Consider the following 25,403-nt stretch of genomic DNA (forward strand, 5'->3'; position numbering starts at 1 on the left):
GAGTGAGGCGTCCGGTTCCCGTGTCTGCGACGATCATGGCGTGCGGATACTGGGGCCGGTGCTCGACCGGGCGACGTACCGCCGGTGGGTGTACTTCATCCTCGGCGGTGCGTTGCTGGTGCCGTATCTGCTGTTCGCGTCCGTGCTGGCGCCCTCGCTGCTGCCGATCGTCACGAGCTTCGGGTACGCGCTCCCGATCGGGGGCGGGCTGGCGCTCGTGGTGATGGCCGGGTCGTCGCTGATCCCCGCCGTGCGGGTGCTCGAAGGCGCCGCGATCCGGGAACTGCTCGACGATCCGGTGCCGGACGCGAGCTTCGGCAAGAACACCGGCCGGGCGCGCCTGGCCGCGATGTTCATGGCACACGTGCTCGTCGGCGGTGTCATCAGCCTGCTGAGCCTCACTTTGCCCGTGCTGCTGGCGTTTTCCATCGCAGGCCTGTTCACCGGCGAACTCTCGATCGGCACCGGGCCCGACACCACCAAAGTCCAAAAAGGATGGTCGGGCGCCTGGCTGCCCGCGCTGCTTTTCGTCTCGCTCATCGCGCTGATCTATCTCGTGTGGGCGGCGGGCGGCGCGCTCGCCAAGGCCGCGCGGCGGCTGTTCGACGTGACCGCCGCCGAACGGATCGCGCAGCTGGAACGCCGCGCCGGGCAGCTCGCCGAGCGCAACCGGCTCGCGCGTGAGCTGCACGATTCCGTCGGGCACGCGCTGAGCGTGGTCACCATCCAGGCAGGCGCCGCGCGGCGGACGCTGCGCACCGATCTCGAGTTCACCGAGAAGGCGTTGGAGGCCATCGAAGAGTCGGCACGGTCCGCGCTCGACGATCTCGATCACGTGCTCGGGCTGCTGCGGGAGGAAGCGCGGCAGACGCGGACGCCGCAGGCCGGGCTCGCGGAGCTGCCGTCGTTGCTGCAGGCCACCGGGCTCGCCGGGCTGGACGTCGAGGCCGATCTCCGTGGCGAGCTGACCGCGGTGCCGCCGGTGGTGTCGCGGGAGGCCTACCGGATCGTGCAGGAATGCCTGACCAATGTGCTGCGGCACGCCGGTAAGGTCCCGGTGGGGCTGGTCGTCGACGCCGCGCCTGGACGGCTGGAGATCACGGTCGGCAACCCGCTGGGCGCGGCCGAACCCGGTGCGCGGCGCTCCGGCGGCCGTGGGCTGCGGGGGATCGCGGAACGGGTCGAGGTGCTGCGCGGGGAGTTCACGGCCGGACGCGAAGGCGAGCGCTGGGAGGTGCGGGTGAGGCTGGCATGGTGAGCACGATCGGGGTGCTCCTGGTCGACGACGAGCAGCTGATCAGGGCCGGGCTGCGGGCGATCGTCGACTCCGAGCCGGATCTGGCGGTGGTCGGCGAGGCGGCCGACGGCGCCGAAGTGCCGGGCCTGGTGGCGAAACTGCGGCCGGACGTGGTGCTGATGGACGTCCGGATGGCCGATGTGGACGGCATCACCGCGACCGCGCATCTGCTGTCCGCCACCGAAAAACCGCCGAAGGTGATCGTGGTGACCACCTTCGAGAACGACGACTACGTCTACGACGCGCTGCGGGTCGGCGCGAGCGGGTTCGTGCTCAAGCGCGCGCGGGGCGAGGAGATCGTCGGCGCGATCAGGACCGTGCACGCGGGGGAGTCGCTGCTCTTCCCCGCGGCGATCCGGCGGCTGGCGGCGCGCAACGGGCAGGTGACCGGTGACGGGCTGGTCCGGGCGAACCTGACCGAGCGCGAGCGGGAAGTGCTCCGGCTGGTCGCGAGTGGACTGTCCAATGGGGAGATCGCGAGCGCGCTTTTCCTTGGCGTGCAAACGGTCAAGACCCATGTCGGCAACGTGCTCGCGAAGCTCGGCGCGCGCGATCGGACGCAGGCCGTGATCAAGGCCTACGAGTCGGGGTTCGTCAAGCCGGCTGAGTGAGGCGCCGGTCGCGCTGCTTGCCGATGCCGCGCATGACCTCGATGCGCTCGGCGCCCGGCCTGCCCAGCACCCAGCTCGACCCCGGCACGGCCTTGGCGCGCTTCTTCAGTGGCGCGAGCAGACGGGATACTTCGCGATACGAACCGATCGTGCGGCTGCCGCACACGAGCGTCGCCAGCGACACGGTCACCGGCATGCCCTCCGCCGACCACGGGGTGTCGAGCAGCGTGCCGGCCACGGTGCCGATCTCGTCGACGTCGCAGGCGACCAGGAAATCGTCGCCGCCGACGTGGCTCACGGTCATCCGGCGCATCCGCGAGGCCAGCTCGGTGAGCGTGCGGCCGAGCGCGCGGATCAGGTCGTCGCCCGCCGCGAACCCCATGGTGTCGTTGACCGTCTTGAACGAGTCGACGTCGAGCCAGGCCGCCACGAACGGCTCGCCCTGCGCGATGCGGCGGTCGACGTCGCGCGCCACCGTGTCGCTGCCGGGCAGCCGGGTGAGCGGGCTCAGCGCGGCGGCCTCCTCGACCTTGACCTCGGCGACCCCGCGCACGACCTCGGTCACCAGCACGACACCGAGGCAGCGGCCGGTGTCGTCGACCACGATCACGTCGTCGCCGGTGCGGCTCCAGTCGGCGTCGGTCACCAGCTCCAGGAACTCCAGCGCGCTCGCCTCGGCGTGAATCGTGTGCGGCGCGTCCGCGAGCCGCTCGGCTCCGCGCTTGGCGTGGAGCGCGTGACCGTACGGACCTGTTACGGCCAAAAGGAAACGGGTGCGGTTGATCGACCATTGTGGACGGTAGTGCTCGTCGACGCCGACGATGCCGGACGGCCCGTCGGCCGCCGCGAGCACCGCGCGCACGTCCTCACAGGTCGCCGTCGACGGCAGCGTGCTCGCCGGGCGCAGGAAGTCGCGGACGCGGGGCGCGGTGTGCGGGCCTGGCGCGAACCGCTGGTCGGGCTCGGGCATGGCCGAGCCGGTCAGTCCGGCGAGTTCGAGCTCGGGACCCGCCGGTGCGAAGAGATGGCCCTGTGCGATGCGGACGCCGAGTTTGCCGGCGGCGTCGAGCTGCTCCTCGGTCTCGATGCCGGTGGCGACGAGCCGGGTGTGCGTGCGGGAGGTGAAGTGCAGCAGCGCCTCGACCACGGCGATGGCCGACGGGTCGTCCGGCAGCCTGCGCAGCACGCTGCGGTCGAGTTTGAGCAGGTCGATCGGGGCGGTGGAGAGCAGGCCGAGCGGGAGGTCGCCCTGGCCGAGGCCGTCGAGCGCGAGGCGGAAGCCGAGCTCGCCGAGCCGCTGCATGCCGGCGAGCGCCTTGTCGGCCCGGAGATAGGAGAACGGCGGCCCGATCTCGAGCACCACCTCGCGGGTGCGCCTGCCCGCGGTGAGCAGCGCGTCCAGCAGCGGCTCGAACTCGTGCTTGGGCGCGGCGAGCGAGGGCGCGGTCAGGTTGATGTGCAGCGGAAGGAGCGTGTGGTGCTCGGCTTCCTGCTTGACCGCTTCGGCGGCCAGCGCGATGTCGGTCTCGGTGAGCCTGCCCTCGCGGCTGGCGGTGGCCAGCAGGCCGCGTGCCGTCCCCTTGTCGGGGCGTGCCAGCGCTTCCAGTGCGACGACGCCACCGGAATGCAGGCTGTACAGCGGCTGGAAGGTGAACCGGACCGTGTTCTCGACACTCGCGGCGATACCCACACTCCGATGGTCGCCGCTGCTGTGCGAATTGGAAATCAAAGTCGGCTGATGTTCATTTCGTTGGCACCGACGTTCACCCGATCAGCAGCTTCCGGACCGCCCAGGGGGCCATTCGGAAAAGTTCCGTCATCATTCCGGCGGTACCGGTCAGATCTTCGCGACCCGAAGTGAACGCCCGCTGGCTCTCGATCGGCAGCCGGAAGAACAATTCGAAGAACTCGGCAAGGCGCTCGGGCGGCATCCTGAGCAGCGCACGCAGGCCGTATCCGCGAAGCGCGTGGACGGCACGGGCGCGCGGTGACCAGATCGCGTCGCGCGCGGCACGCACGGCGGTCACCGGACCGACGCCGAGTCCGCGGGCGAGCGCCGAGGCGACCCGAGGGGCGAGCTGGAGCGAGGTCGCCAGGCTGTATCCGGTCGCCGGGTGGACGAGCCCGGCCGCGACGCCGAACGCGAGACCGCGCGGGCGCGGCAGGTCCAGCGGGATGCGCACGCGCTCCACCTCGTCCGGCACGGCGATCCCCGCCGCGGCCAGCCTGGCGTGCAGGCGTCCGGCGAGCACTTCGACCGGCAGGCCAGGGCGGCGCGCGAGGCAGGTCTCTTCGACGAGGACGCGGCCGTCGCCGAGGGGGAGCGCGTAGAGAAAGGTGCCGTTCGAGCCCCAGTCCATGAAGACGGTGGTGTCATCGGGGACCAGCCGGGAAGCCTCCTCGGCCGTCAGTTTCACGCCGTACGCGGTCTGCTCGGTGCAGCGGACCGGCCCGCCGGACAGCGCTCGGCGATGACTCGTCGCGTCGACGGCCACTCCGGTGGCGATCGGGCCGCCTTCGCGCAGGGTCACCGTCGCCCCGCGCGGGCCGACGGCCGCGCCCGTGACGTGCCCGATCCGGACATCCACCCTCTCGTCGGTGAGCGATTCACGCAGTGCGGCGTTGTCGACCACCAGGTAGCGCCGGTCGAGCCGGTGCTCGGTGGTCCCGTGGGCGAGGGTGACCGACGGGGACGCGGCCGCCGGGATGCCCGGGAACTCGTCGGCCCAGAGCCCGTAAGTGGCTTGCCAAGGCTTAAGAGGCTCAGGGTCGACAAGGGTGGTGGCCAGGCCCAGGCGCGCGCAGGCCGACGCCAGCGCCCAGCCCGCGGGTCCCGCTCCGGCGATCACGACATCAGGCACGCCGCCGATCGAATCATGCCCGCGAGGGATACGGTGATGCGCATGGCCGCACTCGACCCGCGTGATCATCGGCGCGACCCCGACGGCGAGACCGCCGGGTTCGCCGACCTGGCGGGCAGCCCGTCGCGCGCGGACCGGGACCGCATCGCCGTCTCGCCGTTCTTCGCCAGGCTCGGCGGGGTCACCCAGGTGGTCAGCGCGGGCGGCTCCGGCCTGCTGCACAACCGGCTGACGCACAGCATCAAGGTCGCCCAGGTCGCGCGTGCCATCGCCGAGCGGATCAACGCCTCGGCCGACGCCGACCTGGCGCAGAAGCTCGGCGGGCTCGACCCCGATGTCGTCGAGGCCGCGTCGCTCGCGCACGATCTCGGGCATCCGCCGTTCGGGCATCTGGGCGAGCGGACGCTGGACCGCATCGCGCGCAACCGGTTCGGGCTCGCCGACGGCTTCGAGGGCAACGCGCAGACGTTCCGGATCATCACCACCACCGACGTGCGCGGCCCGTCCGCCGCCGGGCTGGACCTGACGGCCGCCGTGCGCGCCGCGGTGCTGAAGTACCCGTGGGCGCGGCTGCACGTGCCGGTGCCGCATCCGTCCACGATGGAGGTTCCGCCGCGCGGCGCCGCCGAGCCGGACGACGCGCCGGGCACCGGGTCGAGCAAGTTCTCCGCCTATGTGACCGAGCTCGACGACTTCGCGCAGGCACGCGCGCCGTTCGCGGCCAGGGTCGAGTACTGGCAGCAGACGGTCGAGGCGTCCGTGATGGACACCGCCGACGACATCGCGTACGCCATCCACGACCTGCAGGACTTCCACCGCATCGGGGTGCTGCAGCACGCGACGGTGGCCGCCGAGCTCGGCGAGTGGGCCGAACATCGCAGCGAACTGTCCCGATTGGACGACGCGACCGTGTCCGAACGGAGCCGCCGCCCCGGGTTCTCGCTCGAACGGCTGCGCCGCCGCCTGCAGCTGAAGGACTCGTGGATCGTCGACGACGACGCGTTCGGCGAAGCAGTGGCACGAGTGCGCGAAGCGTTGGTGGAAGGCCTGCTCGGCAGTGCTTTCGACGGCTCGCTCGAGGCCGAGCAGGCGACGGCCGCGTTCTCCGCGCGGTGGACGTCGAGGCTCGTCGAAGGCGTTTCGCTGATCGCCTCACCGCCGCCGCGGTCGGGGCACGTCACGTTGAACACCGCGCAGTGGCACGAGGTCCAGGTGCTGAAGTTCGTGCATCGCCGGTTCGTGCTGCTGCGCCCCGATCTCGCGCTGCACCAGCGCGGGCAGGCGGCGCTGGTGTCCACTCTGGTCGACGCGCTCGAAGCGTGGCTCGGCGACCGCGACGAGGTCTTCCGATTGCCGCGCCGGTTGCACGACTTGGTGGAACTCGCCCATGGCGAATATCGCGAACTCGCCCGCACGGCCCCGGAATTGCTCGTCGGCGCGACCGGTGACCGGGTGGAAGGCGCCGACGCCGTGCGGGGGCTCGCGCGGGGCCGCGCGGTGGTCGACTTCGTGGCTTCGCTGACCGACAAGCAGGCGGTGACGCTGCTGGATGCGTTGTCGGGGCGGGCTTCCCAGCCTTGGTCGGACTCTTTCGTGCTCTGAACGGGCTAATCCCGTAAAAAACGTTCCTCCCACTGAGTGGGTGTCACTCTAACGGGTGCTGCCACCGTGAACGCCGTGTACCTAGGTTGATCCAGTCGGTAACCATCGGCATCAGTGAGCGTGAGTCGGGGCACGCGCCTGGAGAACCGGAGGCGTACGTGCGTCCAAGTCGTACGATTAGGGGAAGAACCACGGCCGGGGCAGCGGCGTTGATCGCCGCTCTGGGGCTGGTCACACCCGTGGCCGCGGCGGCGGAGACGGGCCTCGCGCCCGACGCGATCGCGGAGAACACCGCGCAGCAAATCGGTGCGCTGCAAGCGATGAAGAAGAACCTGACCGCGGCTGAGTCCAAAGTGGACAGCAAGCTGCTCGTTCAGCAGAAGATCCAGAAGCACGCGCTGTCCGCACAGGCGGTGCCGCAGCTTCAGTCTGGGGCCGAAATCTCTCCGGCGGGCACCACGCTCGTCGACATCCGGGTCGACAAGGTCTCGCAGGACCTGCTCGACACCCTGGTCAAACTCGGCGCCGGCGTCCGCGCGGTGTCCGAAAAGGTCGGAAGCATCCGTGCCGAGCTCTCACTCGACGCGGTGACGCAGATCAGCCAGCGGAGTGACGTCCGCCGGGTCGAGGTCGCTGACGGTGCGATGACCGCCTCGCAGCTCGCCAACCCCGGTGGTCCGAACCAGGCGAACCCGGGCAGTGTCCCGGAGTCCAAGGAAGACCTCTCGAAGCGGCTGACCGCCGAGATCCAGAAGGCCACCGCGGCCAAGTCGGCGCGCACCAGCGCCGACGCCGCCGCGGTCATCACCAGCGAGGGCGACCGGGCGCACAACGCCGACCTCGCCCGCCAGCAGTTCGGCATCTCGGGCATCGGCGTGAAGGTCTGCGCGCTGTCCGACGGTGTCAACTCGCTCGCCGCCTCACAGGCCAAGGGCGAACTCCCGGCGAACGTCGACGTCATCCCCGGCCAGGAGGGCTCGGGCGACGAAGGCACCGCGATGCTGGAGATCATCCACGACCTCGCGCCCAACGCGGCGCTCGGTTTCGCGACCGCGTTCAACTCCGACGCCAGCTTCGCGGACAACATCCGCAAGCTGCGCTTCGACGCGCACTGCGACATCATCGTGGACGACGTCCTGTACTTCAAGGAATCCCCGTTCCAGGACTGGATCATCGCGCAGGCCGTCAACGACGTGACCGCCGCCGGCGCGCTGTACTTCTCCTCGGCCGGTAACGAGGGCAGCGTCGCCAACGGCACCTCGGGTCACTGGGAAGGCGACTTCAACGACTCGCACAAGCCGATCGGCAAGTACGCGGGCACCGCGCACAACTTCGCGCCGGGCACCGGGCTGCAGATCTACAACCCGCTGTCGGACGCCTCGGGCTCCGGCGTCCCGGTGATCCTGCACTGGTCCGACCCGCTGGGTCACTCCAGCAACGACTACGACCTGTACCTGATCAACTCGGCGGGCAACGTCGTCAGCTTCAGCCAGAACAACCAGACCGGCACCGAGGATCCGTACGAGCGGGTCAACACCACCGGTGGCGCCGGCCTGCGCCTGGCGATCGTGAAGTTCTCCGGCGAGAACCGCTACCTGTCGCTGTCCGCGCTGCGTGGCCGGTTCAAGGACTCGGCCGACGGCCTCAAGGCGTACGCCACCCCCGGCGTGACCCTCGGTCACTCGGCCGCTCGGGCCGCCTTCAGCGTCGCGGCGGTGCCCGCGGCGAAGGCGTTCCCGCGTGCGCTGGAACCGGGCGACCCGGCGAACCCGGCGGGCCCGTACCCGGCCGCCTATGGACCGGGCAGCAAGGCGGAGCGGTTCAGCTCCGACGGCCCGCGCCGCGTGTTCTACCAGGCCGACGGCACGCCGATCACGCCTGGGAACGTGAGCGCGACCGGTGGTGAGGTGCGGCAGAAGCCCGAGATCGCGGCGGCGGACGGCGTGTCCACCAGCGTCGGCGGCTTCAACCCGTTCTACGGCACCTCGGCGGCGGCCCCGCACGCGGCGGCTATCGCGGCGCTCGTGCTGTCCGGCAACCCGGGCCTGCCGCCCGCGGAGGTCCGCAGCGCGCTGATCAACACCGCGGTCGACATCGAGGCTCCCGGCGTCGACAACCTGACCGGCGCGGGCGTCATCCTCGCCGACAAGGTGCTGCAGTACACCGGCGCCAGCCCCCAGCCGCGTGCCGTCGCGGCGAAGCCGACGGTCACCCCGACCGACGGTGGCGCGTTCCTCGACCCGGGCGACTCGGCCAAGGTGACGCTGCCGGTGACCAACGACGGTGACGGTGTCGCCTCGTCGGTCAGCGTGGTGCTGACCAGCCCGACCCCGGGTGTCACGGTGGCGCCGCGCGCGAAGAGCTACGGCACCATCAGCCCGGGACAGACCGGCGTCAACGACTTCACCCTCACCGTGCCCGCCACGCAGCAGCTGGGCGACCCGGTGGTGCTGAACGCGCGGGTGACCTTCGCCGGGTCGCTTTCGCCGACGACGCAGACCTTCTCGATCCCGGTCGGCCAGCCGTCGCCGGTCGCGAAGGACTTCGCCTACGCCGGCGCGCCGGTGGCGATCCCGGACAACAGCCCGCTCGGCGCCTCGGTGCCGATCACGGTGGCCGGGGTCGGCCGCGCGTCGAAGCTGACGCTTTCGGTCGACGGCACCGAGTGCAGCACCGACCAGAACTCGACGACGGTGGGCCTGAACCACTCGTACATCGGTGACCTGGTCGGCACGCTGACCTCGCCGTCGGGCAAGAAGGCCACGGTCTTCCAGCGCAACGGCGGTGGCGGCAACAACCTGTGCAAGGTCGTCTTCGCGGACGACGCGGCCCGCCCGTTCAGCTCGGTGGCCGCGGGCGACAACCCGTTCACCGGCACCTGGCGCGGCACCCAGCCGCTGTCCGGCCTGGTCGGGGTCGCCGACGGCACCTGGACCTTCGCCGTGGTCGACGCCGCGGGCGGCGACACCGGGTTCATCCGCTCGGTTTCCTTGCACGTCAACGGGTTCGTGACGCCGACAGAGGCGGGCGCGACCCAGCGCCCGGCCACCGGGCGTCCCGGCGGTGTGCACACCGGGCCGGTCAAGCCGCAGTAGCCGTACTGTGGGTTTGTGAAGGCGCGTGAAGTAGCAGGTGGCGGACTGGCCGTCGAGGTGTCCCCGGACAGGCTCGACGGCTGGTTCGCCCGCTTCGCGCGACGCAACTCCGGCGTCACCTCGACGGAGGTGCGGCCAACGGAAGTGATCGTGCGCGGAGGGAACGGGACAACGGCCGAGGTGGCCGTCCCGTTCCCTCCGCTTTCCGTTTCCGGGGTTTTCGAAGGCCTGCGGGTGGACGCGCTGGCCGAGCATCTCGCCGTGCCGCGGACCGTGGGGCTGCTGCTGGTGCGGCTCGGCGGGCACTCGCTCGGGCTTGCCCGTGCGGGGTCGATCGTGCTGTCCCGTACCGACCGGCATCTGGTGCACGGCCGGTCGGCGGCGGGCGGGTGGTCGCAGCAGCGGTTCGCGCGACGGCGGGAAGGCCAGGCACGCCAGGCTTTGCGTGCGGCGGCCGATGACGCCTACGAGGTGCTGGTTCCTCGTCTGTCCGAAATGGACGGTCTGGTTCTCGGCGGTGATCGTCGCGCTCTGGATGAGCTTCGCGAGGACAGACGACTCGCGCCGCTGTTCGCGCTCGCGGAATCCCGAGTGCTCGACATCCCCGAGCCTCGGCGGACGGTGCTGGACGACGCGGCCGAGTGGGTGCTGGGTGTGGTCATCGTGGTCAAGGGCCCGTGACGTCGTAAATACCGTCAGCGGCGAGGGCCGGTCGCCGGAGAATGTCCGGCATGACCGAAGCGACCATCATGCCCAGACCACTCAAGAACGTCCGTATTCTCCTGTGGTTCCAGGCGATTTCCAACATCCTCGCCGGTTTCCTGGTGATCATGCTCGCGCTCAACGCACTCGACCACGGTGACGAAGACGGCGCGCTGCCGCTGGTGATCGGCATCATCTCGCTGATCATCGCGGTGGTGCTCGCCGTCTGCGCGGTGATGATCTCGGGTCACGCGCCGTGGGTCCGCACCACGATCATGACGCTCGAGGGCATCACCTTGGTCGCCGGCGTGATCGGCTTGGTCAGCGGCGGCGCCGTCACCCTCCTGATCGGCATCGGCATCGCGATCGGCATCCTGTTCAGCCTCAGCAACCCCGCCGTGAAGGAGTGGTTCATCCCCTGAGCGGGGTCGTGAGTGGTATGGCCGGTTCTAACCGGCTGTGCCACTCACGAGTCCTTCCTCGCAGGCGCGCACGACGACCCTGGCGGTCGCGCGATCGGTCGAGCTCAGCAGCGAATCCTCGGAGACTTCCTTCCACCGCCCCAGCGCGTCCGGCCCGGCCTGCGCCCCGCTGAGCAGGAGTCGGGCCTCGTCGGCCAGCTCGGGCGTCAAGACCGTCCGCCCGGTGCGCAAAGAGGACAGTGCGCGCAGCGCCCGGAATTCGTGCGCACCAGCCAAAACCCGGTCCAGCTCGACGCCCAGCGCACCCGCGCCCGGCTGAAGTTCCCGCCGCAGCAACGCTTCCAGCGCCAGCAACGCCGTCCGCGACTTCAAAATCGGGGCGTGCTCGGTGAAACACTGCCCGATCGCGTCGCGCAGCTCGGTCAGCCCACTGCGTTGCTGGAACTGAGCGGACAGCTTCGGCGCCGTGTCACACCCCTGCCGCAGCAACGTCACCGCGAGGCGGACCCCGAACAACCCGAACCGGCGCACCAGCTCCGCGCGCACCTCGGGCTGGACCGGCGCCGGGCATTCCGGGCGGACGAACCGGTCGGCCGAGAGCAGCCACGGCTCCAGGTCCTCACGGCTGCAGCCCGCGAGCAACGCGAGCGCGTCGAACTGCGCCTCGTCGACCATCCGGCCCGCCGCCGCGGCCAGACCCGCGACCGCGATCAGATCGCAGACTTCGCCGATCTCCGGCTCACGGCGGCGACGGCGGGCGATCTGCCTGGCCGAGATGAGCGCGTCGACGCGGCCGCCGCCGAGTTCGTCGGCGTGCGACAGGACCGCGATCGTGTGCATGCCGCCGTCCATCGGGACGGTGTCCGCCGGGTGCCGCAGGAGGAACAGCACCGCGTCGGCGTCCTGGCTGGGCTCGTCGACCAGGATCAGGTCGCCCAGCCCGCGGCTCGGCCAGCTGACGATCGGCGACGTGACCGGCGCGCCGACGAGCGCGGACACCAATGTCGATTTACCGCTTCCTTCCGCGCCGGCTACCGCGATCCGCAGCGGCTCGGCGAAACGCGCGCATTGCGTCTGCAGCCAGCCGACCGCGCGCGGATTGTCCTGGTACACGTCGAGCGCCTGGTTGAGCAGCGCCCACGTCTTGTCCGCCACCGTCACGCGATGAGACCCCGCGGCCGTGCCATGCCCATGTCACGCACCCGCTTGCGCAGCGCGGCGAGCTCGTCCATGCCCGCCTTGATCTCCTGGGCGCGCTTGGTCCGCCTGGCGACGTCTTCGTCGATCACCTGCTTCAACGCACGCGCCGACTCGTTGATCTCGGCACGCTGCGCCGCCGCGAAAGCCGTGAAACGGTCACGCAGCGCGCGATGCAGCACCCGCGCCGTGTCCTTGCTTTCCTTGCCGTAGGTGAGGAAGAAATCGTCGACGTGCCGCTGCGCCGCCGTCTTCGCGCTGGCCTGGCGCCGCTTGAGCCGATGCCCGCGCTCCTCGAACACGCTCTTCGCGCCGAACGCCGCGCCCGCGCCGAGCGAGATCGGGTTGATCAGCGGGAAACCGGCCAGCGTCGTCGCGAGACCGAACATCAGCAGGCCGCTGTAGGACCCGCGCATGCCGACGAACAGCTTCTGCCCGATGCCGAACTTCTCGACGCTCGGCATCCGCAGGCCCAGGTCCTGCTCGGCGAGGTCGCCGACGGCGAGCGCGTCACGCAGCAGATCGGGCCGGTCCGGCGCGACCTGGCGGACGATCTTCTCGGCGATGTGGCCGAACCGGTCGAGCAGCCAGCCGAAGTTGGTCTCGGCGACCTCGGTGAGATGACCGCGCAGCCACTCCTCGAACCCGTCCCAGGTGCGGATCGGGTCCGCCGCGTCGAAGTACTCGTCGACCTCGCGCAGAATCCGCCTGGTCCGGTCGCGCAGGTCGAATTCGAGGTCGGACAACAGGTCCGAGACCTCGTCGGTCAGCATCGTCTGCCAGCGCGCGGAATCCCGGTTGAGGTCCTCCATGCGCTTGCCCGCGGCGTGCCAGCGCGCGACGGCGTCGCCGGTCTCCGGCTGCTGCGTCGCGGCGTATTCCTCGTGCAGTGGCGCGGCGACCTGTTCGACGGTGATCGCGGCCAGCGCGGCGGCCGAGCGCAGGGTCAGCAGCTGTGACTGGCCGAGCCAGTCCTGGTGCAGGCATTTGACGAGCTCGCCGAAGCCGGATTCGGCGTTGAGGTCGCGGTCGCCGGTCTTCGCGGCGACCAGCCGCAGTGTGGCGGAAACCGGGATCAGCGTCGCGGAAAGCCCCGCCCGCGCGAGCCGGGTCCGGTTACGCTCCGCGACTTCCCGCCAGTCCGGCACCAGGTCGATCTTCGTGAGCGCGATCGCCACCGTCGGACACAGCTGGGTCAGCTTGGTGAGCAGGTCGAGTTCTTGCGCGGTCAGCTCGTGCGTGCAGTCCGACACCATGAGCACCGCGTCCGCTCGCCAGATCTCGGCCAGCGTGTAATCGCCGCTGGCAGGGGTGTCGACGAGGACGAGGCCGGCGGCCAGAAGTTCCCTGGGGAGCCCGATTTGCGTGCGGACGACGGCGCCTCGCGCGCTCGCTGCCTGCTGATTCGCTTGCCGCGTCGCGGATTCCACCGGGACGCTCGCGCTGTCACCGGCTTCGATGGCTTTGCGCGTCTCGTCGAGCACGATCGTCGCCACGGGCTGGGCGGCGTGCTCGACGATCGCGGGCGCGAGCGTGGTGATGTCGTCGCCGACCGCGCAGACCGGCGCGTTGACCAGCGCGTTGATCAGCTGGCTCTTGCCCTGTCCCGGGCCGCCGACGACCAGGATGCGCAGTTTCGGGTCGAGCAGCGCGCTTCTTCGGTCCAGCAGGCGCTGCGCCAGATCCGCACGGCGATGCTCCGCGCAGACGCGGATGGTGTCGTCCACTAGGTGCAACCAGGCTGGTGCGTTCATCGCCAAGCAGTGTGCCCTGTTGCTCTCAGTAAATGAAGCGGGGCGGGTCCATCGACGTTGATGGACCCGCCCCGCTCACGCGGTCGTAAATCAGTGACCAAGGAGGTCAGTGGGCGCGTCGACCGCGTGCGGCAGGGCGTCGTGGGCGGGAGCGGCCACGTCACCGAGGGGGCTGTGCGAAACCGCGTCGGTCACGGTGTGCGTGACGTCGGCGTGGGGGAGCGGGTTGGCGACCGGCAGGTGCGGCAGCTCGACGGGCAGGTGCGGGACCTGGGGCAGGTCGACCGGCAGGTGCGGGACCTGCGGCAGGTCGGTGGGCAGGCCACCGCCGACACCCGGCACGCCCGGGACGGTCGGCAGGGTGCCGGCGTCGGGGATCGGGGCGTTGGCGATCTGGTCGGTCACCGTGTGGGTGCCCTCGTGGATCTGGTGCTCGACCTGGCCACCGGCCGGGGCGATGTGGTCCGCGCCGGGGACGCCGGTGCGGGTCAGGTACTCGCCGAGGGTGGTGGCGTCGTAGCCCGCGATGTCCGCGAAGGCGTCGCCGCCGCCCGCGACGTAGCTGGCGATGGTGCCCGCCGAGACCTTGTCCAGCGCGCCGTCGAGCTGACCGGCCGGGTCGGCGGGCAGGTCGAAGCGGGGGTCGGCCGGGACGGCCGGGATGGCGGGCACGGCCGGGACACCCGGGACCGCGGGGAGACCCGGAACGGCCGGGAGGCCGGGCACGGCGGGAACGGCCGGGATGCCGAAGTCGGCGAAGTTGCCGCCGGTCTCCAGGCCGAAGTCACCGGCCGGGTTGGTGATCGAGCCGCCGGCGGCGTACCCGGTGGTGTCGGCGACGAGGCTGCCCTCGTAGTCGCCGAGGGGCGAGGTGCCGTGCACGCCGCCGCCGAAGGAACCGGCATCGGGGGTGTCGATCTGGGGCAGCGAGCCCGCCTTGGCGACCGCGGTGAGCTGGTCGATGACCGAGCCGCTGTCGGTGCCGACGGGCAGGTTCACGCCGGCCGGGGCGTAGTCGAGGACCAGCGGGACGACCTCCTGGACATCCTGCGGGGTGACGTCGTGCAGGCCGGCGCCGGCGAGCGCGGCGGACGGGTCGGCGCCGAAGGCGGACCGGGCCACGTCGTCCGTGAGCAGGTTGAACACGAAGTCGTGCAGGGTGGTCGGCTGCTGAATCACCGGTGTATCTCCTTGGTCGTCTTTGAGCTTGACGCAACGTTAGGGATCTTGACCGGGGGTGGCATCGGGGAACGTCCCCGTATCGCTCCGGCCGGTGGGGGATTGCTCCGTTAGGGGATTAGGGGATTCACCCCCGGGGAATGACTTTGGTAGGAAGGGGAACCTTCTACTCGCCCATTCGGAGGATTCGCGCGTGCCCTATGTCGTCGGGATCGATCTCGGCCACACCCGCACCACCGCGGCGGTGTGCAGGCGCGCGCAGGGCACCTGGGGTGAGCCGGACGTCGTGGCCTTCGAAGGCGGCGCGCGCTGGTTCGAGTCCGTGCTGCACGTCGGGCGCGATGGGTCTTCGCTGATCGGGCAGGACGCGCTGCGCCGCGCGGTCGCGGAACCGGACGGCCTCGCCAGGGGCTTCATGAGCCGGGTCGGCGACGACGTCCCGATGCTCGTCGGCGGGGCGCGGTATCCGGCCGAGCTGCTGGCCGCGACGCTCGCTGGCTGGGTGGTCGACGAGGTCGCCGAGCTCGAAGGCGGACCGGCCGACCGGATCGTGCTGACCCACCCGCCCGGCTGGGGCCCGCATCGGCGCGCCGTGCTGCACGGGTCCTTGGAGGCGGCGGGCCTGCCCGGGGTCTTGCTGCTGCCGAGCCCGATCGCGGCCGCCGAAAGCCCGCTCGTGCGCGAGGCGGTCGGCGTCGGCTCGGTGCTCGCGGCCTGCCGTCTCGGCGGTGAGCACGTCGAATCGGCGATCCTGCGGCGGAATCCGGCGGGCTTTGAAATCCTGACGCATGTCGACGGTTCCGCCTCCGGTGCGGGCGCGCGGCTCGACGACCTGCTGTTCGACTATGTTCTCGAGACGGCCGGAGTCGAGGCCACCGAGACCGTCGGCCTGCGGGCCGCCTGCCGGGAGGCGAAGGAACGGTTGTCACTGGCACCGGAGGTTTCGGTTTCACTGGGCGCGCTCGGCGAGATGCCGCTGACCCGTGCGGAGTTCGAACATCTCGCGCGGCCGGTGCTGGCCACCGCGATCGAACGGCTGTGCCGCGTCGCCACCCCGGTGCCCGCCGCGGTCGCGCTGGTCGGCGGCAGCGCGCGCGTGCCGCTGGTCACCGATCTGGCGCAGGACAAGTTCGGCTGCCCGGTGATCGTCGACCCCGATCCCGGCACGGCCGTCTGCCGGGGCGCCGCGCTCGCCGCGCGGCCCCGGATGGCGCCGCAGCCGGAGTTCGTGCCGCCGCCCGTCCGTGAGGAGGTGGCCGTGTTCGACGACGAGCCCGAACCGCCGCCGCGCCCGCCGGTCGAGATCACGCCGCTCGAGCCGCCGAAGCGTTTCGTGCTGCCCGGCCGGAAATCCGGTGGCCGGGATGACTGAGCTGATCCTCGATGAACCGACCAGGCGGCTGTGCGCGGCGATCGCCGACGGCTCGCTCGCGCCGGTCCGCCTCGCGGTCGTCGCGCCGGGGGAGTACGGCAAGACCGCGTTGCTCGACCACCTCGGAAGTCTGTGCGACAGCACGAAAATCCGGCTCGTCGACGACGCGCATCTGCTCGGCGAGGACGAGTTGTCCGCGCTGGGCGAGCTGGCTTCCGATGAGAACATGGGCCTTGTCGTCGCGGCCAGGCCACGGCCACGCCCGGCGGGGCTGACCGAGCTGCTCGGCCGGATGCGCGGCCAGATCGTGCTGCGGCCGTTCGACCTGCGCCAGGTCGAGCAGGTGGTCGGCGCCGAGCGCGCGGCCGCCGTGCACGCGCGGACCGGCGGGGTGCCGGGCCTGGTGACGCGCCGGGACATCGCGGAGCTGGGGCACAGCCTCGATCACTCCGATCCGGCCACCCTGCGCCTGCTGACCGCGATCGAGGCCGGCGCCGATTTCGAGTTGCTCGCCGAGGATTTCGACGACGTCGCCGGGCAGATCGAACTGGCCAGGGCGACCGGGCTGCTGGGCCAGGACGGCACACTGCTGCCGGTCGCGGTCAGCGCGCTGCGGACGGTCGTGCCGGTCGAACAACGCGACGCCGTCCGCCGAAGACTGGCCGAGCTGAGCCTGCTGCGCGGTGGCCCGCTGCTGCCGATGGCCCGGAATTGGCTGGGCGAAGGGCTTTCCGGCACTTACTGCGCTGGGTTCTTCACCTCGGCCGCCGGTGAGGCGCTCGCCGCGGAACCGGCTTTGGCGGCACGGTTGTACAGCGCGGCCGTCGACGCGGGCACTCCGGCGGGGGAGATCGGCGCACGCTGGGCGGAGGCCGCGGCCCGCTCGGGCGACCTCGACACGGCGTTGCGCCTGGCTGACCAGACCGTCGCGAACCGCGAAGCCGAGGAACGCCGCGACGCCGCCGGTGTCGCGGCTGTCGCGCTGGCACACCGGGGAAGTCTCGACCGCAGCGCGGAATTGCACCGCTGGGCTCGCGCGGGCTCGTTCGCCGCTATCGGGTTCTTCGGCACCGGCAGGCTGACCGAGGCGCTCGCGCAGCTCGGCGGGTCCGATGAGGACGCTCCGCCCACCCTGCTCTCCGGTGCGATCGACGCCATGGCAAGGGGAATCGCCGAGTCGGTCACCGGATCACCCGCCGTCGCTTTGTCTACTTTGGTCTCCGCGGCCGAGCTGCTGGAGCCCGTTGGCGACTCGGTGCTGCTACCCGATACCCCGGCCGCGCTGGCCGCGATCGTCGCGCTCCACAGTGGAGAGTTGTCGATCGCCGAGCCGGTCCTGTCGAGGGCGCTCGCCTCCGGTTCCGGCGGGGTGATCCTCGCGGCGCGCCATCGGCTGCTGCTGGCGTGGATCGCGATGGTCCGCGGTGACCTGACGCTCGCCGAAGAACGCCTCGCCGCGGCGGGGTCTGCTTTGGAACCGCGTGACTGGCTCATGTCGGTCGCGCTGGAGGTCGGCCTCGCCCGCCGCCGCAGCGACCTCACCGCGTTGCGCCGGATCTGGGGCCAGGCCTGTGAAGCCGTCATCCGGCACCGCGTCGACCTGTTCACTTTGCTCGCGTTCGGCGAGTTCGAGGTCGCGGCGGCTCGGCTTGGCGACGAAGCCCGCATCGCGCCGCATTTGAAGCAGGCCAGGGATTTGGTGACCGCACTCGGCGACCCTCCACTGTGGTCGGCGCCGTTGCACTGGAGCGGCCTGCACGCGGCGATCCTCGCCGAGCATCCCGCCGAAGCCGAGCAGCACGTGGCCGCGCTCGGCGACTTCCCGCCCGCCTTGTCGGCCGCGGCCCGCAGCTGGCTCCGGGTCCTGCGCGGCGACGTCGACGCCGTGGAGGTCGAGGCGGCCGCGCGCGGCCTGCACGCGGCGGGCCTGTGGTGGGACGGCGCGCGCCTGGCTGGCCAGGCGGCCATCCGGACCTCGGACCGCAAGGCGATGGTGTCGCTGCTGGACTGCGCGCGTGCGCTGCGCGGCGATCCGGAGCCCGAGTCCACAGAGGACGCCGTCGCGCCGAAGCTGAGCGACCGGGAGGTCGAGGTCGCGGAGCTGGTGCTGGACGGCTTGACGTACAAGCAGGTCGGCGAGCGCTTGTTCATCTCGGCCAAGACGGTCGAGCACCACATGGCCCGCATGCGCCAGCGCCTCGGCGCTTCCACCCGCAGCGACCTGCTGTCCCACCTGCGCGAGCTGCTGACGCGCTGAGAAACCCGGGATAAAGCGGGCTTTACTCCGCAGCGGGATAAAGCCCGCTTTATCCCGGTCTCACGTCCACGGGGCGCTCGAAGAAGGACTCCAGCACCACGATCGTCTGCGTACCCGTGACGCCTTCGATCGCGAAGAGACGTCGCAGGGAGGCCTGGAGTTCCTCGGTCGTGGACGTGCGCACCTTCACCAGAAGCGACGCGGGGCCCGCGATCACGTGCGCCTCCACCACCTCGGGCAACTCCTCGAGTGCCGTTTTCGTGGGGGAGTCGCCCATCCACGCGTTGGCTTCGACGAGCACGAAGGCCATCACCCCGCGCCCCACGGCGGCCGGGTCGACGTCGACCGTCGTACGCCGGATCACGCCCTGCTCGCGCAGTTTCCGGACGCGCTCATGGGTGGCGCCCGCCGACAAGCCCACGGCCTGCCCGAGCGCCGCATACGCCTGGGTCGCGTCGCGCTGCAACTCGGCGAGCAGAGTGCGATCTACCTCATCCATCGCTTGACCATATCAGGTTCGGCAATGCACTCTGAGTACAGAACGCCATTCAGGGGAGAGTCATCATGGACATGGTCAAAGCCGACTTCCAGCTGCTCGACGAGCGCTTCGCCCGGATCAACGGCGACGAGTGGATGCAGCGGCTGCACACCGGCTGCCGCTGGACCGAAGGCCCGGTGTACTTCCCGGCCGGGCGCTACCTGGTGTTCAGCGACATCCCCAACGACCGCACCCTGCGCTGGGACGAGACGACCGGCCAGGTCGGCGTGTTCCGGCAGCCGTCGGGCTACGCGAACGGGCACACCGCCGACCGCCGCGGCAGGCTGATCAGCTGCGAGCAGGGCAACCGCCGCGTGACCCGCACCGAGCACGACGGCTCGATCACCGTCATCGCCGACGCTTGGAACGGCAAGAAATTCAACAGCCCCAACGATGTCGTCGAGCACTCCGACGGCTCGATCTGGTTCACCGACCCGAGCTACGGCATCGACAGCGACTACGAGGGCTACCAGGCGGAAAGCGAGATCGGCGCCTGCAACGTCTACCGTGCGGACCCCGACGGCTCCGTGACCCTGGTCGCCGACGACTTCAGCAGGCCGAACGGGCTCGCCTTCTCGGCGGACGAGAGCAAGCTGTACATCGCCGACACCCGGCAGGATCCCAGCCACATCAGGGTTTTCGACGTCAAGGGCGCGCGTCTTGCCGGCGGCGCGATCTTCGGGACCTGCGACAACGGGCGCTTCGACGGCGTGCGCGTCGACTCGAAGGGCGACGTGTGGGCGGCCGCGCACGATGGGCTGCACTGTTTCGCGCCCGATGGGACGTTGATCGGCAAGCTGCGGATGCCCGAGATCTGCTCGAACTTCACCTTTGGTGGAGCCCGGCGCAACGAGCTCTTCATCACCGCCTCGAGCTCGCTGTACACGCTGCGGGTGACGGTGAACGGCGCCCGGTATCCGTGAGACCGGACACCAACCGGAAAACCCGTGGACGCGGCCCCGTACACTGATCGTGTGGACATCCTCTTGGAGTAGCTCCGTGCCGGTCGCGGGCGATCGGCATGTCGAAGCTGTCCACCTCCACCCCCACTTCTGGGAGTTCCCTTGATCACGGCCACGGGCCTTGAGCTGCGTGCTGGCTCGCGCATCCTCCTGTCCGACACCACACTCCGCATCCAGCAGGGCGACCGCATCGGCCTCGTCGGCCGCAACGGCGCCGGCAAGACCACCTCGCTGAAGGTGCTCGCCGGCGAAGGCGAGCCGCACGCAGGCGAGGTCCGGCGCACCGGCGAACTCGGCTACCTGCCGCAGGATCCTCGCGAAGGTGATCTTTCGGTCACCGCGAAGGACCGCGTGCTCTCCGCGCGCGGGCTCGACGTCTTGGTGCGGGACATGGAAAAGGCGCAGACCGCCATGTCCGAGCTCGTCGACGAGGCGCAGCGGGACAAGGTCGTCCGCAAGTACAGCCGCCTCGAAGAGCGCTTCGCCGCGCTCGGCGGGTACGCGGCCGAGAGCGAGGCCGCGCGGATCTGCTCGAATCTCGGCCTCGCCGACCGGATTCTTTCGCAGACCTTGCAGACGCTCTCGGGTGGCCAGCGCCGCCGCGTGGAGCTGGCGCGGATCCTGTTCGCCGCGGCGGAAGCGGGCGCGGGCGGCAAGTCGGAGACGATCCTGCTGCTCGACGAGCCGACCAACCACCTCGACGCCGACTCCATCACCTGGCTGCGCGGGTTCCTCAAGTCGCATGACGGTGGCCTGGTCGTGATCAGCCACGACGTCGACCTGCTCGCCGATGTCGTCAACAAGGTCTGGTTCCTCGACGCCACGCGCGGGGAACTGGACAACTACAACATGTCCTGGCAGCGCTACCTCGACGCGCGCGCCACCGACGAGAAGCGCAGGCGCCGCGAGCGCGCCAACGCCGAAAAGAAGGCGTCGGCGTTGCAGCAGCAGGCCGCGAAGCTCGGCGCGAAGGCGACGAAGGCCGTGGCCGCGAAGAACATGGCGCGCCGGGCGAACCAGATGCTGGCGAACCTCGACGAGCAGCGCGTGGCCGACAAGGTCGCCCGTATCCGCTTCCCCGACCCGGCCCCGTGCGGGAAAACGCCGCTCACCGCCGAAGGCCTTTCGAAATCCTATGGTTCGTTGGAAATTTTCACCGGAGTCGATCTTGCGATCGACCGCGGTTCGAAGGTCGTCGTTCTGGGATTGAACGGCGCGGGCAAGACCACGCTCTTGCGGTTGCTCGGCGGAATGGAAACGCCCGATACCGGTGGCATCGTTCCGGGTCACGGTATGCGGTTGGGTTATTACGCACAGGAGCACGAAACGCTCGACCACGACGCGAGTGTGTGGGAGAACATCCGCCATGCCGCGCCCGACACCGGCGCGCAGGAATTGCGGAACCTGCTCGGCTCGTTCATGTTCACCGGCGAGCAGCTCGAGCAGCCCGCCGGGACGCTCTCCGGCGGCGAGAAGACCAGGCTCGCGCTCGCCGGTCTGGTCTCCAGCGCTGCCAACGTGTTGCTGCTCGACGAACCGACCAACAACCTCGATCCCGCCAGCCGCGAACAGGTTCTCGACGCGCTGCGGAGCTTCACCGGCGCCGTGGTGCTCGTCACGCACGACCCCGGTGCGGTGCAAGCACTCGAACCGGAGCGAGTGATCCTCTTGCCGGACGGCACCGAAGATCATTGGTCGGACGAATACCTCGAACTTGTCCAGCTTGCGTGATCGATACGGCCATTCGGGTGCTTGCCGATGCCGCCAGAAGCACTGGAATGGCCCAATGTGATCGCAATTCCGGCAGTTTTATGCCTGTCGTATGGCATTCCGGCGCTCAGTGTTCGATCATTGCCCCGGCAGGGGCTGATTGTGGCCCAGAACACTCTCAGGCGGAAGGCGGATCGACGTGGCCGATCTGAAGAAAGGCGCACGGATCACCGGCAACACTCGCGACAAACTGGCCGCTGACCTGAAGAAGAAGTACGAAAAAGGGTCAAGCATCCGGGCTCTCGCCGAGTCGACCGGCCGTTCCTACGGTTTCGTGCACCGCGTGCTCTCGGAGTCCGGCGTCCAGTTGCGTGGGCGAGGTGGCGCCACCCGGGTCAAGAAGAAGTAGCTGAGGCTGCTTGCGGGAGGGGAGCGGGGGGCTCTTCCATCTCGCGAAACACAAGCATGGCGCCCAGCAGCACGAGCGGGTAGACGAGGTACCCGTACCGTGTCGCAGGCGTGAGAAGTGTGAAGGCGCCGAGTCCGGCGGCGATGCGCAGCAATGCGTCCCAGCCGACCGCGGGGGGCCGGCGTACCAACCACACGAGGATCGCGGCAGCCGCCGCGGCGAGCAGCAGGAAGCTCATCGCCTTGCCTACTTGGCCTAGGTTGGCGATCAAATGCCCTGGCAGGGGGCTTGCCGCAGGCGAAGTCACCGCACCGAACCCGAACGGGAACCGGATCGTGTGCTCGATGAAGGCACGCGGGTCGACCAGGAACACGGGGACGTTCGCCACCGCCGTCACGGCCGTGAAGGTGCTCAAAAATGCGCCGAGTGACCGTTTTCCCAAGCGTTTGAGAACAAGGAACGCCAGCACCACGAGCGCCGGCGCGACGATCACCTTGGCACTGACCACAAGCGCGAGCACCAGTCCGGATAGGACAGGTTTGTCGCGCGCCGCGAGCGCGCAGGCCAGTATCAGCATCCCCGCGATCGCGAGGTCGGGACCGGCGACCGCCCACGTCAGTGCCGTCAGAGGGCAGGCGAGCGCCAGCTGGGCGGCGCGCACGGGGATCTTCGGCCACTTGAGCAGCCGAAGCGTTGCCAGCACACAAAGAACGGCTACCAGCGCGAACACCAGCCGCGCGTCGGTGAGCGCGTTGGTGAGCGGGGTGCCGCCGAACAACGCCCTCGGCAGGCCGAACAACGCCATCACCGGCTCGTAGGGCGTGTAGTCGTTGACCTCGGGCGCGCGGCCGAGCGCGGTGATGTCGACGTACGGCGTGCCGTGGTCGAGCAGCAGCCGCGCGGAGCGCTCGATCACCCACACCTCGGGCTGCGCCGCCCAGGAGACCGGCGTGATCAGCCAGTCCACGCCGGTGAGCCGCCGCACGACGAGCACGCCGAGCGGGATCACCATGGCGAACAAGCCGATCGAGCCGATCCCGACCCAGCGGGACCAAGCCTTTTCTTGCATAGGCTTCGCAAGCAGCCATCCCGTGTAGACGGCGGCGATGCCGTAGCCGACGGAGGCGAAATTTCCCCACACGCGATAGCCGTAGAACTCCGAAACGAGCGCGGTAGGTAAGGCGAAGGCAAAACAACCCAGGTAGAACGCGAGGTCGATGCCCAGCGCCCGGCGGTCCGTGCCGACGCCCGCGGTCAGCGTCCGCATGTCCCGTACCTCCGTGTTTTCGCCGTCAACCCGCTGACCAGCAGGTTACCGAGCGCGCCGGAACCAGGTCGCCTCGGTGCGGGAAAGAGGCGTACGGTTCGGGAAGATTTCGGTAGCGCCCCGCGTTGTCCAGGCAATATGCGGAAAAAAGCTAGAGCTTAGTAGAGATTTGGGGATGGTATGGACAACACCTGGTCGCTGATGTACTCGGCGATGAAGGAGAAGCCGAAGGCGCTGGCGCGCGGCACCACGCGCCGCGTCGCGCGCTTCGCCAAGCCGCACTGGCGCAGGCTCGCGGTGTTCCTGATCCTCACCGTGATCTCCGCGGTGCTCGCGGTCACCGCGCCGGTGCTGGCGGGCAAGGTCGTCGACGGGATCATCGCCGGGCACGACACCGGGCTGGTGATCGGCCTCGCGCTGGTGATCGCGGCGCTCGCGGTCGCCGACACCGGCCTGGGACTCGCCGAACGCTGGCAGTCGGCCCGGATCGGCGAGGGGCTGATCCTCGACCTGCGGCGCGCGGTGTTCGAGCACGTGCAGAAGATGCCGGTCGCGTTCTTCACCAGGACCCGCACCGGCGCGCTGGTCAGCAGGCTGAACAACGACGTGATCGGCGCGCAGCGCACCTTCACCGCGACGCTGTCCGGCCTGGTGACCAACGTGATCCAGCTGGCGCTCTCGCTCGCGGTGATGATGACGCTGTCGTGGCAGGTGACCGCGCTCGCGCTGGTGCTGCTGCCGGTCTTCGTGCTGCCCGCCCGACGGATGGGCCGCCGGATGGCCGCGCTGCAGCGGGAATCCGCGAACCTCAACGCGGGCATGACCACCCAGATGACCGAACGCTTCTCCGCACCGGGCGCGACACTGGTCAAGCTCTTCGGGCGCCCGGTCGCGGAAGCCGACGACTTCGCCGCGCGCGCCGGTCGCGTCCGCGACATCGGCGTGCGCACCGCGATGCTCACCCGCTGGTTCCTCAGCAGCTTGACACTGGTGTCCGCGCTGGCGCAGGCACTGGTGTACGGGCTCGGCGGCTGGCTCGCGCTGAAGGGTGAGCTCGCGCCGGGAACCGTTGTGGCGCTTGCCCTGCTGTTGACCCGGCTTTACTCCCCGCTCACCGCGCTGGCGAACGTCCGGGTGGACGTGATGACCGCGCTGGTGTCGTTCGAGCGCGTCTTCGAGGTGCTCGACCTCGACCCGATGATCAAGGAGAAGCCGGACCCGGTGCGCGTGCCCGCGGGCGGTGTCTCGGTCGAGTTCACCGACGTCCGGTTCGGTTACCCGTCGGCGGACAAGTACTCGCTCGCCTCGCTGGAGGACGTGTCCACCTTGGACCACCGCGGCGGCGAAGAGGTGCTGCACGGCATCAGCTTCCGCGCCGAGGCGGGCCAGCTGGTCGCGCTCGTCGGGTCGTCGGGAGCGGGCAAGTCGACGATCGGCTCGCTGCTGCCGCGGCTGTACGATGTGGACTCCGGCTCGGTCCGGCTGTCCGATGTGGATGTCCGCGACCTGAGCTTCGAGTCGCTCCGCGAGACCGTGGGCGTGGTGACCCAGGACGGCCACCTCTTCCACGACACCATCCGCGCGAACCTGGCCTACGCCCGCCCCGAAGCCACGCAAGCCGAGATCTGGGACGCGCTCGGCCGTGCACGGCTCGCCGACCTCATCCGCGGCCTGCCGGATGGCCTGGAAACCTTGGTGGGGGAGCGGGGTTACCGGTTGTCGGGAGGTGAGCGTCAGCGCCTGACGATCGCGCGCCTCCTGCTCGCGCAGCCCCGCGTGATCGTGCTCGACGAGGCCACGGCGCACCTCGACTCCGAGTCGGAAGCCGCTGTGGGCGAAGCGCTTTCGTCCGCTTTGGAGGGTCGGACCGCGCTGGTGATCGCGCACCGGCTGTCCACGATCCGCGCCGCCGACCAGATCCTGGTCCTGGAGCACGGTGAGATCGTCGAACGCGGCACCCACGACGAACTGCTCGCACTGGAAGGCCGGTACGCCGCGCTCTACCACACCCAGTTCGACGAGGAACCCGCCGCGGCCTAAGGGCTCGTGCGCGTTGCGGGCGGTTCTATTGAGGGGGAACGCAAAGGTGGCGTGACTGTCGGCTTGGGCTCGGGGGTCGTGAGTGGTACGGCCGGTTCTAACCGGCCTAAACACTCACGACCCCCGGG

At 70.1% G+C, this 25,403-nt stretch carries 19 protein-coding genes; 12 read left to right on the forward strand and 7 right to left on the reverse strand.

The annotated features are described in order from the left end of the window. Positions 1-40: 40 nt before the first annotated feature. Positions 41-1,258, forward strand: coding sequence for a sensor histidine kinase (locus BLV57_RS24970; protein WP_091292612.1), 1,218 nt, complete (start codon positions 41-43; stop codon positions 1,256-1,258). After that, positions 1,252-1,908, forward strand: a complete 657-nt coding sequence (locus BLV57_RS24975; RefSeq protein WP_091292614.1) for a response regulator transcription factor — start codon at positions 1,252-1,254, stop codon at positions 1,906-1,908. Before BLV57_RS24970 ends, BLV57_RS24975 begins: the two co-directional genes overlap by 7 nt. Here BLV57_RS24975 and BLV57_RS24980 read toward each other — a convergent pair. Continuing rightward, positions 1,892-3,598 carry a GGDEF domain-containing protein gene (locus BLV57_RS24980; RefSeq protein ID WP_245757504.1) on the reverse strand — a complete coding sequence of 569 codons (1,707 nt, stop codon included), beginning with the start codon at positions 3,596-3,598 and terminating at the stop codon, positions 1,892-1,894. The genes BLV57_RS24975 and BLV57_RS24980 overlap by 17 nt on opposite strands. Positions 3,599-3,671: 73 nt before the next feature. Next, positions 3,672-4,769 (reverse strand): lycopene cyclase family protein, encoded by a 1,098-nt coding sequence (locus tag BLV57_RS24985; RefSeq protein WP_091293230.1) that lies wholly within the window; start codon positions 4,767-4,769, stop codon positions 3,672-3,674. 42 nt (positions 4,770-4,811) lie between these two features. On the opposite strand from BLV57_RS24985, the gene BLV57_RS24990 reads away from it, so the two are divergent. From BLV57_RS24990 to BLV57_RS25005, 4 genes are all read left to right on the forward strand, one after another. Next, positions 4,812-6,371: a deoxyguanosinetriphosphate triphosphohydrolase family protein gene (locus BLV57_RS24990; RefSeq protein ID WP_091293232.1), complete on the forward strand. Its 1,560-nt coding sequence runs from the start codon at positions 4,812-4,814 to the stop codon at positions 6,369-6,371. Between the two features lie 209 nt (positions 6,372-6,580). After that, complete coding sequence (locus BLV57_RS24995; protein ID WP_245757505.1) at positions 6,581-9,466, forward strand: S8 family serine peptidase; 2,886 nt, start codon at positions 6,581-6,583, stop codon at positions 9,464-9,466. A gap of 15 nt (positions 9,467-9,481) precedes the next feature. Continuing rightward, positions 9,482-10,147, forward strand: coding sequence for an acVLRF1 family peptidyl-tRNA hydrolase (locus BLV57_RS25000; RefSeq protein ID WP_091292617.1), 666 nt, complete (start codon positions 9,482-9,484; stop codon positions 10,145-10,147). A 50-nt stretch (positions 10,148-10,197) separates the two neighbouring features. Next, complete coding sequence (locus tag BLV57_RS25005) at positions 10,198-10,590, forward strand: hypothetical protein (protein ID WP_245757506.1); 393 nt, start codon at positions 10,198-10,200, stop codon at positions 10,588-10,590. 27 nt (positions 10,591-10,617) lie between these two features. On the opposite strand, the gene BLV57_RS25010 is transcribed toward BLV57_RS25005, so the two are convergent. The 3 genes from BLV57_RS25010 to BLV57_RS44260 form a co-directional block, all read right to left on the reverse strand. Further along, on the reverse strand, positions 10,618-11,751 hold the full coding sequence (locus tag BLV57_RS25010) for a GTPase family protein (RefSeq protein WP_091292620.1): 1,134 nt from the start codon (positions 11,749-11,751) through the stop codon (positions 10,618-10,620). After that, on the reverse strand, positions 11,748-13,541 hold the full coding sequence (locus tag BLV57_RS25015; protein ID WP_091292623.1) for a dynamin family protein: 1,794 nt from the start codon (positions 13,539-13,541) through the stop codon (positions 11,748-11,750). The genes BLV57_RS25010 and BLV57_RS25015 overlap by 4 nt, the downstream gene beginning before the upstream one ends. Positions 13,542-13,631: 90 nt before the next feature. Then, complete coding sequence (locus BLV57_RS44260) at positions 13,632-14,720, reverse strand: IniB N-terminal domain-containing protein (protein ID WP_176968794.1); 1,089 nt, start codon at positions 14,718-14,720, stop codon at positions 13,632-13,634. A gap of 193 nt (positions 14,721-14,913) precedes the next feature. On the opposite strand from BLV57_RS44260, the gene BLV57_RS25035 reads away from it, so the two are divergent. Further along, positions 14,914-16,092, forward strand: a complete 1,179-nt coding sequence (locus tag BLV57_RS25035) for an Hsp70 family protein (protein ID WP_091292631.1) — start codon at positions 14,914-14,916, stop codon at positions 16,090-16,092. Next, positions 16,085-18,349: a helix-turn-helix domain-containing protein gene (locus BLV57_RS25040; RefSeq protein WP_091293234.1), complete on the forward strand. Its 2,265-nt coding sequence runs from the start codon at positions 16,085-16,087 to the stop codon at positions 18,347-18,349. The genes BLV57_RS25035 and BLV57_RS25040 overlap by 8 nt, the downstream gene beginning before the upstream one ends. Before the next feature lie 49 nt (positions 18,350-18,398). On the opposite strand, the gene BLV57_RS25045 is transcribed toward BLV57_RS25040, so the two are convergent. Beyond that, entirely contained in the window at positions 18,399-18,848 is a 450-nt protein-coding gene (locus tag BLV57_RS25045) for an Lrp/AsnC family transcriptional regulator (protein ID WP_091292633.1), read from the reverse strand. 65 nt (positions 18,849-18,913) lie between these two features. Here BLV57_RS25045 and BLV57_RS25050 point away from each other — a divergent pair, with 65 nt between their 5' ends. The 3 genes from BLV57_RS25050 (at position 18,914) to BLV57_RS25060 (ending at position 21,968) form a co-directional block, all read left to right on the forward strand. Continuing rightward, a complete protein-coding gene (locus BLV57_RS25050; protein WP_091292635.1) occupies positions 18,914-19,810 on the forward strand; it encodes an SMP-30/gluconolactonase/LRE family protein in 897 nt (298 codons plus the stop codon). Positions 19,811-19,951: 141 nt separating this feature from the next. Next, complete coding sequence (locus BLV57_RS25055; protein ID WP_091292637.1) at positions 19,952-21,580, forward strand: ABC-F family ATP-binding cassette domain-containing protein; 1,629 nt, start codon at positions 19,952-19,954, stop codon at positions 21,578-21,580. 178 nt (positions 21,581-21,758) lie between these two features. Next, positions 21,759-21,968: a helix-turn-helix domain-containing protein gene (locus tag BLV57_RS25060; protein WP_003071237.1), complete on the forward strand. Its 210-nt coding sequence runs from the start codon at positions 21,759-21,761 to the stop codon at positions 21,966-21,968. Here BLV57_RS25060 and BLV57_RS25065 read toward each other — a convergent pair. Continuing rightward, positions 21,955-23,235, reverse strand: a complete 1,281-nt coding sequence (locus BLV57_RS25065; protein ID WP_091292639.1) for a glycosyltransferase family 87 protein — start codon at positions 23,233-23,235, stop codon at positions 21,955-21,957. The genes BLV57_RS25060 and BLV57_RS25065 overlap by 14 nt on opposite strands. A 180-nt stretch (positions 23,236-23,415) precedes the next feature. Between BLV57_RS25065 and BLV57_RS25070 the strand changes: the two genes are divergently transcribed. Beyond that, positions 23,416-25,275 (forward strand): ABC transporter ATP-binding protein, encoded by a 1,860-nt coding sequence (locus BLV57_RS25070; protein WP_091292640.1) that lies wholly within the window; start codon positions 23,416-23,418, stop codon positions 25,273-25,275. Positions 25,276-25,403: the final 128 nt, after the last annotated feature.

The sequence above is a fragment of the Amycolatopsis xylanica genome (assembly GCF_900107045.1).
Taxonomy (GTDB): domain Bacteria; phylum Actinomycetota; class Actinomycetes; order Mycobacteriales; family Pseudonocardiaceae; genus Amycolatopsis; species Amycolatopsis xylanica.